The organism is Litchfieldella rifensis, assembly GCF_042646605.1.
Taxonomy (GTDB): domain Bacteria; phylum Pseudomonadota; class Gammaproteobacteria; order Pseudomonadales; family Halomonadaceae; genus Litchfieldella; species Litchfieldella rifensis.
Map to the genome: position 1 here is coordinate 1 of NZ_JBHRUG010000027.1, position 14,207 is coordinate 14,207.

The 14,207-nt window shown below is 59.5% G+C and carries 12 protein-coding genes; 8 read left to right on the forward strand and 4 right to left on the reverse strand.

The genetic code is table 11. From position 1 onward, the window contains the following. Positions 1–532: 532 nt before the first annotated feature. The 4 genes from ACFOEV_RS12575 to ACFOEV_RS12590 form a co-directional block, all read right to left on the reverse strand. Positions 533–673 carry a hypothetical protein gene (locus ACFOEV_RS12575; RefSeq protein ID WP_386774425.1) on the reverse strand — a complete coding sequence of 47 codons (141 nt, stop codon included), beginning with the start codon at positions 671–673 and terminating at the stop codon, positions 533–535. A 71-nt stretch (positions 674–744) separates the two neighbouring features. Further along, on the reverse strand, positions 745–2,274 hold the full coding sequence (locus tag ACFOEV_RS12580) for a tripartite tricarboxylate transporter permease (RefSeq protein WP_386774427.1): 1,530 nt from the start codon (positions 2,272–2,274) through the stop codon (positions 745–747). Positions 2,275–2,286: 12 nt separating this feature from the next. After that, positions 2,287–2,736: a tripartite tricarboxylate transporter TctB family protein gene (locus ACFOEV_RS12585; protein WP_386774429.1), complete on the reverse strand. Its 450-nt coding sequence runs from the start codon at positions 2,734–2,736 to the stop codon at positions 2,287–2,289. Next, a complete protein-coding gene (locus ACFOEV_RS12590) occupies positions 2,733–3,719 on the reverse strand; it encodes a Bug family tripartite tricarboxylate transporter substrate binding protein (protein WP_386774431.1) in 987 nt (328 codons plus the stop codon). Before ACFOEV_RS12590 ends, ACFOEV_RS12585 begins: the two co-directional genes overlap by 4 nt. 142 nt (positions 3,720–3,861) lie before the next feature. Here ACFOEV_RS12590 and ACFOEV_RS12595 point away from each other — a divergent pair, with 142 nt between their 5' ends. The 8 genes from ACFOEV_RS12595 (at position 3,862) to ACFOEV_RS12630 (ending at position 14,087) form a co-directional block, all read left to right on the forward strand. Then, positions 3,862–4,527: a response regulator gene (locus ACFOEV_RS12595; RefSeq protein ID WP_386774433.1), complete on the forward strand. Its 666-nt coding sequence runs from the start codon at positions 3,862–3,864 to the stop codon at positions 4,525–4,527. Next, the gene (locus ACFOEV_RS12600) at positions 4,527–5,921 is read left to right on the forward strand and encodes a sensor histidine kinase (RefSeq protein WP_386774435.1); all 1,395 of its coding nucleotides are present in this window, start codon (positions 4,527–4,529) and stop codon (positions 5,919–5,921) included. The genes ACFOEV_RS12595 and ACFOEV_RS12600 overlap by 1 nt, the downstream gene beginning before the upstream one ends. Continuing rightward, complete coding sequence (locus ACFOEV_RS12605; RefSeq protein WP_386774437.1) at positions 5,918–6,958, forward strand: ABC transporter substrate-binding protein; 1,041 nt, start codon at positions 5,918–5,920, stop codon at positions 6,956–6,958. The genes ACFOEV_RS12600 and ACFOEV_RS12605 overlap by 4 nt, the downstream gene beginning before the upstream one ends. Before the next feature lie 110 nt (positions 6,959–7,068). Next, the gene (gene guaB, locus ACFOEV_RS12610; RefSeq protein ID WP_386774439.1) at positions 7,069–8,538 is read left to right on the forward strand and encodes an IMP dehydrogenase; all 1,470 of its coding nucleotides are present in this window, start codon (positions 7,069–7,071) and stop codon (positions 8,536–8,538) included. 170 nt (positions 8,539–8,708) lie between these two features. Continuing rightward, entirely contained in the window at positions 8,709–10,286 is a 1,578-nt protein-coding gene (gene guaA, locus ACFOEV_RS12615) for a glutamine-hydrolyzing GMP synthase (RefSeq protein WP_386774441.1), read from the forward strand. A gap of 515 nt (positions 10,287–10,801) precedes the next feature. After that, complete coding sequence (gene tcmP / locus ACFOEV_RS12620) at positions 10,802–11,872, forward strand: three-Cys-motif partner protein TcmP (RefSeq protein WP_386774443.1); 1,071 nt, start codon at positions 10,802–10,804, stop codon at positions 11,870–11,872. Positions 11,873–12,036: 164 nt separating this feature from the next. Continuing rightward, positions 12,037–12,786 carry a DUF5131 family protein gene (locus ACFOEV_RS12625; protein WP_386774444.1) on the forward strand — a complete coding sequence of 250 codons (750 nt, stop codon included), beginning with the start codon at positions 12,037–12,039 and terminating at the stop codon, positions 12,784–12,786. 41 nt (positions 12,787–12,827) lie between these two features. Next, a complete protein-coding gene (locus tag ACFOEV_RS12630) occupies positions 12,828–14,087 on the forward strand; it encodes a three-Cys-motif partner protein TcmP (RefSeq protein WP_386774446.1) in 1,260 nt (419 codons plus the stop codon). The last annotated feature ends 120 nt before the right edge of the window (positions 14,088–14,207 follow it).

Here is a 14,207-nt window from a genome sequence, read left to right on the forward strand (position 1 = left end):
CGAGCCAATCACGATGTTGAAACCATCGACTGGAGAGCCGTGTGCGGGAGAACCGCATGCACGGTTCGGAGGGCGGGGAGGCTATGCCTTCCCGACCCCTATCCAGAAGATGGGGCATCGTCATCCTGTAGAAGCGCCCGTGGGTGCGATGGGTGAGCCACCCAAGCCGGCCTGCGGCCGGATCGCCGCCACGGTGGCTCCTACAAGAAGATGGGGCATCGTCATCCTGTAGAAGCGCCCGTGGGCGCGATGGATGGGCCACCCAAGCCGGCCTGCCGGCCGGATCGCCGCCACGGCGGCTCCTACCAGAAGATGGGGCATCGTCATCCTGTAGAAGCGCCCGTGGGCGCGATGGATGGGCCACCCAAGCCGGCCTGCCGGCCGGATCGCCACCACGGTGGCTCCTACCAGAAGATGGGGCATCGTCATCCTGGAAGCGCCCGTGGGCGCGATGGATGGGCCACCCAAGCCGGCCTGCCGGCCGGATCGCCGCCACGGCGGCTCCTACAAGAACATGGCTAGCTTCTACGCTCTAAGCACTCAACCGCTTGAAGCCGTTCAACAACACAGGCATGTGCAGCCAATAGGCGAGGCCGCCACCGCCGATGCCCAGTGCCAGCGTCGGCAGGAACCTGCCCTTTGCGATCATCCGCTTCCCGACGGTGCTGCTCAAGATGTCATATCCCCGGTGAAACATGAGTGCCCGCTGTGAGGCCACAGCGGGCTCGCGAGGAATGAACGCTATCAGTCGTCCTCGACCTGCTCCAGGGGCTTGCCGCTGGGTTGCAGCTTCGACAACAGCTTGGGCAGCAGCCAGGGCAGTATCAGCAGTGCCGCGGCGGCGATCCACAAGCCGAGCGAGATGCCCGAGCGCCACAGGATCTCCACGTCGCCGCCACTGATCGACAGGGCACGACGCAGGTTCTGCTCCATCAACCCGCCGAGCACGTAGCCGAGGATCACCGGGGCCAGCGAGAAGCCCAGCTTGCGCAGCAGGTAGCCGAACACGCCGATAATCAGCATCAGGTAGATGGCGGTCAGGTCGGAGTGAAGCTGATAGACCCCCACGAAGGCCAGGATGGCGATACCCGGCACCAGCACCCAGCGCGGGATGGTCAGCACCCGGGCGAACACCCCGGCGAGCGGCAGGTTCAGCGCCAGCAGCACCAGGTTGCCGATGTACAGTGAAGCGATCAGGCCGCCGGCCACTTCGGGGCGCTCGCTGAACATCATCGGCCCCGGGGTGATGTTGTAGAGCATCAGTGCGCCGAGCAGCACGGCGGTGGTGCCGGAGCCGGGAATGCCCAGCGTCAGCATCGGCACGAACGAGCCCGCCGCCGCGGCGTTATTGGCCGCTTCCGGCGCCGCCAGGCCACGCATGTCGCCGGTACCGAAGGTGCCTTCCTTGTCGGAGAGGCGCTTTTCGGTGGTGTAGGACACCGCACCGGCCACCGAGGCCCCGGTCCCGGGCAGCACGCCGATGATGAAGCCGATCAGCCCCGAACGCAGCATGGCGCCCTTGCAGTACAGCACTTCCTTGAGGCTGATGAACACCCGCCCCAGTGGCGGAATGTCGCCGTCGGCATCCTTGCGGTTGGCGTGCTCGAGCATCAGCAGGATCTCGCTGATCGCGAACAGCCCGATGATCATCACCACGAAGTCGATGCCATCGTAGAGTTCGGGCATGCCGAAGGTATAGCGCAACACCCCGGTGCCGGAATCGATGCCAACGGTGCCGATCAGTACCCCGAGCACCGCGCCGATGGCGGTCTTGGTCGGATCCTTGCCCATCATCACCGACATCGAGGCGAAGGCGAACACCATCAGGGCGAAGAATTCGGCAGGGCCGAACATCACCGCGACCTCGGCCAGCAGCGGCGCGAACAGCGTCAGGCCGAGAATGGCGATGGTCGCACCGACGAAGGAGCTGACCGCCGACAGGCCCAATGCCGGGCCGGCGAGTCCCTTCTTGGCCAGCGGATGACCGTCGAGAGTGGTCATGACCGCGCCGGCGTCGCCGGGCACGTTGAGCAGGATACTCGACATGCGCCCGCCGTATTCGGCGCCGGTATAGATGCCGGCAAGCAGGATCAATGCCGATTCGGCTGGCAGGCCCAGGGTGTAGGCCAGCGGCATGAGAATGGCGATACCGTTGATCGGGCCGATGCCCGGCAGGGCGCCGAACAGCGTGCCGAGCAGGGCGCCGAGAAAGGCCAGCCCAAGATTCAGCGGGCTCAGCGCGACGCCAAAGCCTTGGATCAGGAAATCGAACATGATGGCGTACCTCTAGACCAAGGAGCTCAGCCAATGGCCACTAGGGAGGGAAATCCCCAACCCATGGGTGAACAGGAAGTAGCTGCCCATGGCCATCAACACGCCAGTCAGCAGCGCCTTGCCCCAGGAAGCGGCAAAGATTCGCGCCAGGGCGACGATCGCCAGCAGCGAAGTGGCAGCGAAACCGAGCCGTGTGAACAGCAGCGCATAGACCAGCAGCACGCCGAGCACCGCCAGCAGCTTCACGGCCAGGGCGCGGTCGGGCCAGTGGCCGTTGGCGCCGGGCTTGAATACCAGTACCAGCGACAGGGCGGCGAGCAGGATGGCCAGGATCAGCGGAAAGGCCTTGGGCCCCACGGGATCGTAGCTGAAGGGCACCTCCAGCCTGAGGGCCTGGACGGCGACGAACGCCGCCAGACCGATCAGGAAGACGCCCAGCCATCGGTCGGCGGCAAGCTTCATTGGCTCAGACCCACTTCTTCGGCCAGCGACTTGAATTCACCGACCTGCTCCTGGACGTAGCCGTCGAAGTCGGGCCCGAAGCGCGACATCGGGAACAGCCCACGGGCCTCGCGCAGTTCGGCGAACTTGGGATCCTCGGACAGCGCGGTGAAGCGTTCGACCCAAGAGTAATAGGCCTCGTCGTCAACCTCGGGGCCCATGTAATAGCCGCGCCAGATCGGCCACTGCACGTCGTAACCCTGCTCGGCGGCGGTGGGAATCTCGGCGTAGGGCCCGTTCATGCGCTCTTCGGAGAGTGCCGCCAGCACGCGGATCTTGCCGCTTTCGAGCTGCGACTTGAGCTCGGAAAGGTCGCCGGTGAAGACCTGGATATGGTCGCCGAGCAGTGCCGCCAGCGCTTCACCGCCACCCTCGAAGGCGACATAACGCAGGCTCTTCGGTGAGATGTCGGCGGCCTTGGCGGTCAGCGCCGCCTTCATCCAGTCCTGGCTGCCGATCGTGCCGCCGGCGCCGAAGGCGATCTCGCCCGGGTTGTCGCGCAGGTCGGCCATCAACTCGTCGAGGTTCTGCCAGGGCGCGTCGGCGTTGACCACGATGGCGCCATAGTCGACCCCCAGCGCACCCAGCCAGCGCACTTCCGTGGCGTCGTACTGGCCGAACTTGCCCAGTGCCAGGTTGACCGCCGCGCCGGTGCTGGCCGCCACGATCAGGTTGGGGTCGTCGGTGCGTACGCCGTTGACATGGTTGTAGGCCACGGCGCCGATGCCGCCCGGCATGTAGCTGACGGCCATCGGCTTGTCGATCAGCCCGGTTTCCTGCAGGCCATTGGCCGCCAGGCGACAGGTCAGGTCGTAGCCACCACCGGGCTTGGCCGGGGCGATACACTCGGTGGCATCGGATTGGGCCTGGGCACCGCCGGCGAGCAGCAAGCTGCCCAGCAGGGCCAGCCCGGAGCAGTGACGGAAAGCCTTGTTGATCTTCATGGCGAACTCCTGTTCTCTTGTTCTGGTGTCGCGGAGAGGGATTTCCCCGCCTGCCATCGCGGTGGATGACACAACCGCATGCTAGGCGCGCAACCTTTCACCAACCTGTCATCTCGTCACCACTCCATGAGACTTTGGTCGTATGCGTCTGCTCGTCGTCGAAGATGATCCGCTGATTGCCCGCTCGCTGAACCAGGCCCTGACCCCGCTGGGCAATACGGTGGAAGCGTTCACGCGCTATGCCGAGGCCAGCGCGGCGTTGCGTCACGACCGCTTCGACTTGATCCTGCTCGACCTGGGGTTGCCCGACGGCGACGGGCTGACGCTACTCGGCGAACTGCGCGAGCGCGGCGACACCACGCCGGTCCTGATCCTCACCGCCCGCGATGGCATCGACGACCGGGTGCGCGGGCTCGACCTGGGCGCCGACGACTACCTCGCCAAGCCGTTCTCGCTCGCCGAACTCGAAGCGCGGGTACGCGCCCTGTTGCGGCGCAGCCAGCAGCGCACCGACAACCGCCTGAGCCTCGGTGCGCTGTGCTTCGACCCGGCCTCGGGCGTTGCCACGCTGAACGGCGAGGCGCTCGACCTGCCGCGTCGCGAACTGCGCCTGCTGGAAGGGTTGTTGCTGCATGCCGGCAGCATCACCCCGCGCGAGATGCTCGAGAACCGGCTGTTCGGCTTCGGCGACGTCGGTTCCAACGCCCTGGAGGTCTATGTCAGCCGCCTGCGCAAGCGGCTGCAGGGCAGCGGGTTGCGCATCCGTACCTTCCGTGGCCTGGGCTACCGGCTCGAGGAAGAGCGGTAGTGATCGAGGTCGACGGCACCCTCAAATCGCGCTTGGCGGTGTGGCTGCTGGTCACCGTGAGCGCACTGGGCGCGCTGCTGTTGATCGAGGCCTATTCCAGCTCGCAACGCGCCGCCGAGCGTGCCTACGACAGCCAGCTCGAATCGGCGGCGTTGACCATCGCCGAGGCCGTGCAGTGGCAGGAAGGGCAGCCGGTGGTGGAAATTCCCGCCGCGGCGCTGCAGATCCTCGCCACCCGCCATCAGGAACGGGTCTTCTACGCCGTGCTCGATGCCGACGGGCAGCGGGTCTCGGCCAACCTGGATTTCCCCATTCCGGCCGACTGGCGCCAGCAAGTCGACGAGCAGCCGATGTGGACGGATGCCGACAACCTCGGCGCCGGCTGGCGCCTGCACGGGCGGGAGTTCGACTCGGCCGGATGGGAAAGCCAGGACCCGGTGCAGATCTGGGTCGGCCACACCCTGGCCGGGCGCCAGGCATTGACCGATGAACTGTTTGAACGGGCGGTGACCCGCTTCCTGGTCATGGTGCTGGTGGCCGGGCTGTTGATGCTGTTGGCGATGCGTGTGGCGCTGAAACCCATGCGCCGCCTGCGCCAACTGCTGCGTCAGCGCGAGGCCGACGACATGCGCCCGTTCGATGCGCGGGTGCCGGAGGAACTGCGCGAACTGGCCGAGACCCTCGACACCCTGTTCGCCCGCCAGCGCGAGAGCCGCGATGCGCTGTTGCGCTTCACCGCCGATGCCAGCCACCAGCTCAAGACCCCGCTGGCTGGGCTGCAGAGCACCAGCGAACTGGCGCTGAAGAGCCATCAGCCCGACGAATGGCGCCGGGCATTGGTGGCGGTCCATGACGGGGCCGAGCGCACCAGCCGCCTGGCGAACCAGCTGTTGAGCCTGGCGCGGCTGCGCCACGTCGTCGATGGCCGCGAGATGAGCCGGCTCGACCTGGGCGCGCTGTTGCGCGAGACGCTGTTCGACTGGGCCGGGCGCGATGTCGCCCAGGACCACGACCTGGGGCTGGCCGAACTACCCGACACGCCGCTGTTCATCCATGGCGAGCCCTGGGCGCTGCGCGAACTGCTCGGCAACCTGATCGACAACGCCCTGCGCTACACGCCGCCAGGTAGCATGATCACCCTGGGCCTGGTGCGACACGGCGACGAGGTGGAACTGTTCATCGAAGACGACGGCCCCGGCGTCGCCCCCGAAGTGCTAGCGCGCCTGCACCATCCCTTCGAGCGCGGCGGACGCCAGGACACCCACGGCTCCGGCCTGGGACTGGCGATCGTCGACTCCATCGCCCGGCGTCACGATGCCCGCCTGAACGTGGCACCGCACACGCCGTGCGGGCTGAGGGTCAGTCTGTATTTTCCCCTGGAGAACACGCCATGATGTTTCGGCGCTTCCACGCATTCGCGCTTGCCGCTCTGTTGCTGGCGCCAGCGTCGGGCTGGGCCACGACGCCGCTGGTGGTCGAGGCGGCGCTCGACAAGGACGTGGTCGCGCCGCTGCTGGACGCCTTCGAGCAGGCGCATCCCGATATCGCCCTCGACTTCCGCGATCGCTCCACCCTGCAAGTCGACGAGCTCGTCGCCGAGGCCGACCCGGCGCCGGACGTGGTCATCAGCTCGGCCATGCCGTGGCAGATGGCACGCGTCAACGAAGGCTATGCGCGGCGCCTGGATTCGGCCGAAGCGCGTGGCTGGCCGGAGTGGGCCAAGTGGCGCGACGAGGTGTTCGGCTTTACCTTCGAGCCGATCGTCATGGCCTACCGCCTCGACCTGTCGCGTCACATGATGCCACCAGCCACCCATGCCGACCTGCATACCCTGCTGACCGAACAGTTGGACCTGCTGCGCGGCCGGGTGACGACCTATTCCCCCTTGCGCAGCGGCGTGGGTTACACCTTGTTCCAGCAGGATGCCCGCTATACCACGCGCTTCTGGGACCTGGTCGCCGCCATGGGCAATGCCGATGCCGTGCTGGAAGCCAACACCCGCGCCATGCTCGAGGGCATCAGCGAAGGACGCTACTGGCTCGGCTATAACCTGCTGGGTTCCTACGCCATGGTGTGGGCCCAGCAGCATCCCGAGGTGATCGTCCAGGTGCCCCAGGACTACTCGCTGGTGATGATGCGCATGGCCTTCATCCATCGTGACGCGCCGCACCCCGGCGCGGCGCGGGCGTTCCTCGACTTCCTGCTCAGCCGCGACGGCCAGCGGGTGATCGCCGGGGAAACGCCGCTGTTCAGCGTGCGCCCCGACGTGATCGGCCCCTACACGGCGCAGCGCCTGCGCGACCAGGTCGGCGAGCGCCTCTATCCCATTCCGCTCAATGCGTCGCTGCTGGCGTTCGTCGATCCGCAGCGCCGCGATGCGTTCATGGCGCGCTGGGCGCGTGAATTCGATAGAGCGAAAAGCGTCGAGTAGGGCTAGCCTGCCGCGCATCACCACATTGCCGCTCCCGCCTCCGGCACGTTATAATGGTTGATTAACTTCCTCACGCCCCGTCCTCCATCAGTTCAATGGGTGTTGCCGATATGTTACGTATGGCGCAAGAAGCTCTTACGTTCGATGACGTATTACTCGTTCCCGGCTATTCCGACGTTCTGCCCAAGGATGTCAGCCTCAAGTCCCGCCTGAGCCGCAATCTCGAACTCAACATCCCGCTCGTCTCGTCGGCCATGGATACCGTCACCGAAGCGCGCCTGGCGATCGCCATGGCCCAGGAAGGCGGCATTGGCATCATCCACAAGAACATGACCATCGCCGGCCAGGCCGCCGAGGTGCGCAAGGTCAAGAAGCACGAGAGCGTGATCGTCAAGGACCCGGTCACCGTGGGGCCCAAGGCCAAGCTGCAGGACCTGCTGGCGATGGCCGACGAATACGGCTACTCCGGCTTCCCGGTGGTCGAGGGCGAGACCCTGGTCGGCATCGTCACCGGTCGTGACATGCGCTTCCAGCCCGACCACAGCGACAGCGTCGAAGCGATCATGACGCCGCGCGAGAAGCTGGTCACCGTGCCGGTCGGCACCCCGCTCGACGTGATCAAGGCCAAGCTGCAGGAAAACCGCATCGAGAAGATCCTGATCGTCGACGACAGCTTCCGCCTGCAGGGCCTGGTCACGGTGCGCGACATCGAGAAGGCCCGGACCTACCCCAACGCCGCCAAGGACAGCGACGGCCGCCTGCTGGTCGGCGCTGCGGTGGGCACCGGCCCCGAGACGCCCGAGCGCGTCGCGGCGCTGGTCGAAGCCGGGGTCGACGCCATCGTGGTCGATACCGCCCACGGCCACTCCAAGGGCGTGATCGACCGTGTGGCCTGGGTCAAGGAACACTTCCCCGACGTGCAGGTGATCGGCGGCAACATCGCCACCGCCGAAGCCGCCCGGGCGCTGGCCGAGGCCGGCGCCGACGGCGTCAAGGTCGGCATCGGCCCGGGTTCCATCTGCACCACCCGCGTGGTGGCCGGCGTCGGCGTGCCGCAGATTACCGCGGTCTCCAACGTCGCCGAGGCGCTCAAGGAGTACGACATTCCGCTGATCGCCGATGGCGGCGTGCGCTACTCCGGCGACCTGGCCAAGGCCATCGCCGCCGGCGCCAGCTGCGTGATGATCGGCGGCCTGCTGGCCGGCACCGAGGAAGCCCCGGGCGAGGTCGAGCTCTACCAGGGCCGTACCTACAAGGCCTACCGCGGCATGGGCTCGATGGGCGCCATGGCGCAGAGCCAGGGCTCCGCCGACCGCTATTTCCAGGACAAGAGCGAAGGCGCCGAGAAGCTGGTACCGGAAGGCATCGAAGGCCGCGTGCCCTACAAGGGCGTGATGAGTGCCATCGTCCACCAGTTGATGGGCGGCCTGCGCGCCTCGATGGGCTACACCGGCTGCCGCAGCATCCTGGAGATGCGCACCAAGCCCGAGTTCGTGCAGATCACCGGCGCCGGCTTCGCCGAGTCGCATGTTCACGACGTGCAGATTACGAAAGAAGCCCCCAACTATCGTGCGGGCTAACCAGCGCCGCTGAGTTGGCGCCATGCGTTGTTGAAAACGGCCTCGACATGCTCATTGACACCCCACGTCAACTGCGCTGTCTCGGCCGTTTTCGCCTAGCCTGACGCTCAACCAGCGATGCTGGACCGTTTACACCGCTTTTGGACTAGGCCTGCTGCCGAGAGATTTCCATGACCGATATTCACGCCCATAAGATCCTGATCCTCGATTTCGGCTCCCAGTACACCCAGCTCATCGCGCGCCGGGTGCGCGAGATCGGTGTCTACTCCGAGGTCCGCGCCTTCGATATCACCGAGGCCGAGATCCGCGAGTACAACCCCAACGGCATCATCCTTGCCGGTGGGCCGGAGTCGGTCACCGAGCTGGATTCGCCGCGTGCGCCGCAGTGCGTGTTCGAGATGGGCCTGCCGGTGCTGGGCATCTGCTACGGCATGCAGACCATGGCCGAGCAGCTCGGCGGCGCCGTGGAGGGTTCCAAGAAGCGCGAGTTCGGCTACGCCCAGGTGCGCATCGACGCCGAGACCGCGCTGTTCAAGGACATCAAGGATCACGTCGACCACGTCACCGACAAGGCGCTGCTCGACGTGTGGATGAGCCACGGCGACAAGGTCGCCCAGGTGCCCGACACCTTCATCGTGACCGCCTCCACCCCGAGCTGCCCGATCGCCGCCATGGCCTGGGAAGAGAAGCGGTTCTACGGCGTGCAGTTCCACCCCGAGGTCACCCATACCCTGCAGGGCCAGCGCATCCTCGAGCACTTCGTGCTGGGCATCTGCCAGGCCGAGCGGCTGTGGACCCCGGCACAGATCATCGAAGACCAGATCGCCCGCGTACGCGACCAGGTCGGCGACCGCCACGTGCTGCTCGGCCTCTCCGGCGGCGTCGATTCCTCGGTGGTCGCGGCGCTGCTGCACAAGGCGATCGGCGACCAGCTGACCTGCGTGTTCGTCGACAACGGCCTGCTGCGCAAGGACGAAGGCGAGCAGGTGATGGAAACCTTCGCCCGCCACATGGGCGTCAAGGTGATTCGTGTCGATGCCGAGGAGCTGTTCCTGTCCAAGCTCGAAGGCGTGAACGACCCCGAGGCCAAGCGCAAGATCATCGGCAACACCTTCATCGACGTGTTCGATGACGAGGCCAGCAAGATCGAAGGCGTCGAGTTCCTGGCCCAGGGCACCATCTACCCCGACGTGATCGAATCCGCCGCCTCCAAGACCGGCAAGGCCCACGTGATCAAGTCGCACCACAACGTCGGCGGCCTGCCCGAGACCATGAAGCTCAAGCTGGTCGAACCGCTTCGCGAACTGTTCAAGGACGAAGTGCGCCGCCTCGGCCTCGAACTCGGCCTGCCCTACGACATGGTCTACCGCCACCCCTTCCCGGGGCCGGGCCTGGGCGTGCGCATCCTCGGCGAAGTGAAGAAGGAATACGCCGACATCCTGCGCGAAGCCGACGCCATCTTCATCGAGGAACTGCACAACGCTGACTGGTACCACAAGACCAGCCAGGCCTTCGCCGTGTTCCTGCCGGTCAAATCCGTCGGCGTGGTCGGCGACGGCCGCCGCTACGAATGGGTCATCGCCCTGCGCGCCGTGGAAACCATCGACTTCATGACCGCAAGATGGGCCCACCTGCCGTATGAGCTGCTGGAGAAAGTCTCCAACCGCATCATCAACGAGCTGGAAGGCGTTTCCCGCGTGACCTACGACGTGAGCAGCAAGCCGCCCGCGACGATCGAGTGGGAGTGAGTCGCGCCTAGGCTGAACGCCTGACACGGCTAAGCTGAGCGAGATCAAGGGTCTACCAAAGGGTAGGCCCTTTTTCTTTGCAATTCGTTACAGAGTTTAGTTAACTCAGGTTAAGGTCGCCGAGACGACCGCCGATAGAACAGGTAGTACAACGCAGACAGGGCTGTCGCAGGGAAAGGATGTCATCCCCGGGCGGTAGCATGTTGCTCCTTTAATAATTTATCAATACTTGTCTTTCATATCTCAATCCCCGGAGATAATGCTTACTAAACCGACTTAAAATTTAAACCAAATTGCATGAGTGGTGCATTGAAAAAGCTTTGTCTTCGTTCAATATGATATTATATTGTGATTTTTGCTCGAAGAAGCTGGTATTTAAATTAATGAAGGTGGCCCTAGTATATTGATAAGCTTCATCTTTCGAGCTATTGTTTCTAATAAATACAGATTTTTTAAAATGGGGCTTTTTAGTGTCGAGAAAAAATACAACATTATGGGAGCTTGAAGAGCACTCTTTGGGTAAGCATCTGGTGCTAAAAAGCTATTTAAACGCATGGCTGCCTATACTTTCAAGATGGCATGGGAGACTTCTGATAATAGATGGCTTTGCAGGACCCGGAGAGTATAATAACGGCCATGTTGGTTCGCCAATTATTGCGCTTGATGCCGCATTGCAGCATCGGCATCAAGCGGTTCGTGACCAAGAAATAGTCTTCTATTTTGTGGAGTCAAACAAGAAACGGATGGAGCATCTAAAGGCTCTTGTTGACGAGAAGTATCCATCATTGCCGAAAAATTTTATAGTTCGATATGCAAGTGCCACGTTCGATGGTGCTATGAGCGAATTACTTGGCTATGTTGAAGAGCAAAATAGGCAGTTAGCACCATGTTTCGCTATGATAGATCCCTTTGGTGTATCTGATACCCCTATGTCTCTAATTCACAGAATTCTGAAGAATCCAAAAGCTGAAATTTATATTTCAGTCATGTATGAGTTCATTAACCGGTTTCTTGGGTCAAGGGAATTTAGACCTCATCTGGATAATTTGTTCGGCAGTAATGATTGGTGCAGAGTTCAGTCAATATCTGACAGATCAGAGAGGAAAGAGTTTCTTTATGGGTTATATAAGGAAAAATTAAAAGAGTCAAGGGCTACTAATGCTGTTCACTTTGAGTTGTATAAAGGATATAGACATGTCTACAGTATATTCTTTGCAACACAATCATGGGTTGGCGCCGATAAAATGAAGGCGGCCATCTGGAGCATTGCTCCTTCTGGTGACTTCGTGTTTCGAGGGTCAGCGAACGATGAGTTTGATATTGCATCGCCAGATTTTAATCCCTTGATAAATGCCATTTCGGAAGAGTTCGCGAATCGCTGGGTTACACCGAAACAGATAGCCCAGTTTGTTGGATCTGACCGAACGATCTATCATTCGTCTCAATTTAAGAAAAATGCTTTAAAGCCACTGGAAAAAAGCGGGAGGCTGATCATTCATCCTGATGATGCAGATAAACGAACTCGGCGATTTACTTATAGGGACGATATTCGGCTTAGAATCATAGAGGAAGGCCAGAATACGTAGCCGAAGGATGAAATGATTATGTGCCTCGGATGGCTCGGGGGCACTGACTAATGCTATCGCGTTATCAAACTATTTTCATTTCCATTAATTCTGTATGTGCTAGTATAACTAGCATCTCTGCCATGTAATATTATATACAGTGGTCTTCACTGATGGAGGCGATCATGAGCAACAAGAGCACGATTGAGTGGACTGAGCACACGTGGAACCCTATGACAGGATGTACGAAGGTGTCCCCTGGTTGCAAGCACTGCTATGCAGAGGAGATGGCCAAACGTCTAAAGGCGATGGGAACTCCAGGATACGAGAATGGTTTTGAGCTCTCGCTTTTAATTGAGCGTCTTGACCAGCCTCTACGCAGGAAAAAGCCCACCAAGTATTTTGTTAATTCGATGAGTGATCTTTTTCATGAGGCTGTTCCGGATCAATTCCTCGATAAAGTTTTTGATGTTATCGATCGTACTCCGCAGCACACATATCAAATCTTGACTAAGCGCGCTGATCGTATGGCCGACTACTTTTGGAGGCATAAAGTTCCTGAAAATGCCTGGCTGGGTGTTTCTGTAGAAGATAAAAAATATGGTGTACCACGAATCGAGCATTTGAGAGCTGTTGATGCAACGGTCAGGTTTCTTTCTGTGGAGCCATTGCTCGAGGACATAGGTGTCGTTGAGCTTGCTGATATTCATTGGGTTATCGTTGGTGGAGAGTCAGGTCGTAATGCCAGACCTCTGAAGGAGGAATGGGTCGACAATATTCGACGTCAATGTGAGACTCAAGACGTTGCCTTTTTCTTTAAGCAATGGGGGACATGGGGTGCTGATGGAAAGAAGAGAAACAAGAAGGCAAATGGGCGTGAATTCCAAGGCCGAGTCTGGGATGAGATGCCACGTATTTCGATAAAAACTCTGTAGTTATATCCGTTTTCATACTAAAAATCATAAAAGGCGGCTGTATGCCAAAGAAAAATGGATATGATTGGTCGGATATTTCCAGTCCACCTGTGTTGGATAGTCACAGCTCAGTGAAGCATGAAATAATGTGTGACTATCTTAGGAGATATATAGCAGTTTTCACCAAAAACCCAAATGTAGATAGAGTTCGAATTAATATTATAGACGGCTTTGCGGGAGGTGGACGCTATCGTTCACCCGTAGGCTCGGAGATACTTCCTGGCTCTCCGGTGCGTTTAATGCGGGCAATGAAAACTGCAGAAGCTGAAATAAATGCATGTGGCAGGATCAAGCCTTTTACTTTAGATGCTAACTACTACTTTGTTGAAATTGATAGAGGGGCAGTAGAGCAATTAAGGTTTTCTTTAGCTGAGTTTGGTCTATCCAGCGAAAAGAATGTTCATGTCTTTCATGATAATTTCCTCGCGGTTTTGCCAAAAATTTGTATAGACATTAAGAGTAGAAGCAGAAAGCCCAGGAATATTTTTATTTTAGATCAATATGGGTATAAAGATGTTCCACCCTGTGTGCTTAGGAATTTGTTCTGGCTTTTTCCAAGTGGAACTGAGGTGATTCTAACATTCTCAACCGATAGCCTTATAAATTATATTTCCACCAAGCCGAATTTTGTCAGAACTTTGGAAAAGCTCAATTTGGAAGGGCTTCTTAAGCATCCGGATCTGCAGGATTCTATAGAGATAAAACAAAGTCGATTACTCATAGAGCAGTTGTTATATGAAGAAATTCAGAGTCAATGTGGTGCTTCTTTCTATACACCTTTTTTCATTGTGTCGCGTAAGAGCAATCGAGCGTATTGGCTGATTCATTTGTCATCACATCCGACAGCACGCAATGAAATGTTGTTGACGCATTGGAAGAATCAGAATGCGTTTGAGCATCATGGTACTAATGGGCTCAACATGATGCTGGGGTATGATCCTACGTTTGAGGCTATTGCGGATCAGCAGACTTTTGACTTTTATTTCGATGATGATGCGGACCATAGGGTATTGAATGCATTGGTTGAGGATATACCTGAATTTTTAGCTGCATCCGAGATTTTTACAGTACAAGAATTGGTTTTCAAGACGTGCAATAGGTCTCCGGCTACTCTCGACCAATATAAGCATGCTCTTTTTCGGTTGCAACAAACAAAAGTGCTTAAAGTGCTGACAGCTAATGGGAAAATGCGAAGATCAGCCAATTCCATATCGCTTGAGGACCATTTGCTCGTCACTAATCAATTATTCTTGCTTTTTTGATTACATGCTAGCCCCTGCATCAACGACGATAAATCCCCAACTCGATCATGCGGTGATGGCAATAGATTGGCAATGTTGATTTTCAATCGAATAAGCGTCATAACCTGCTTGATATTTCAT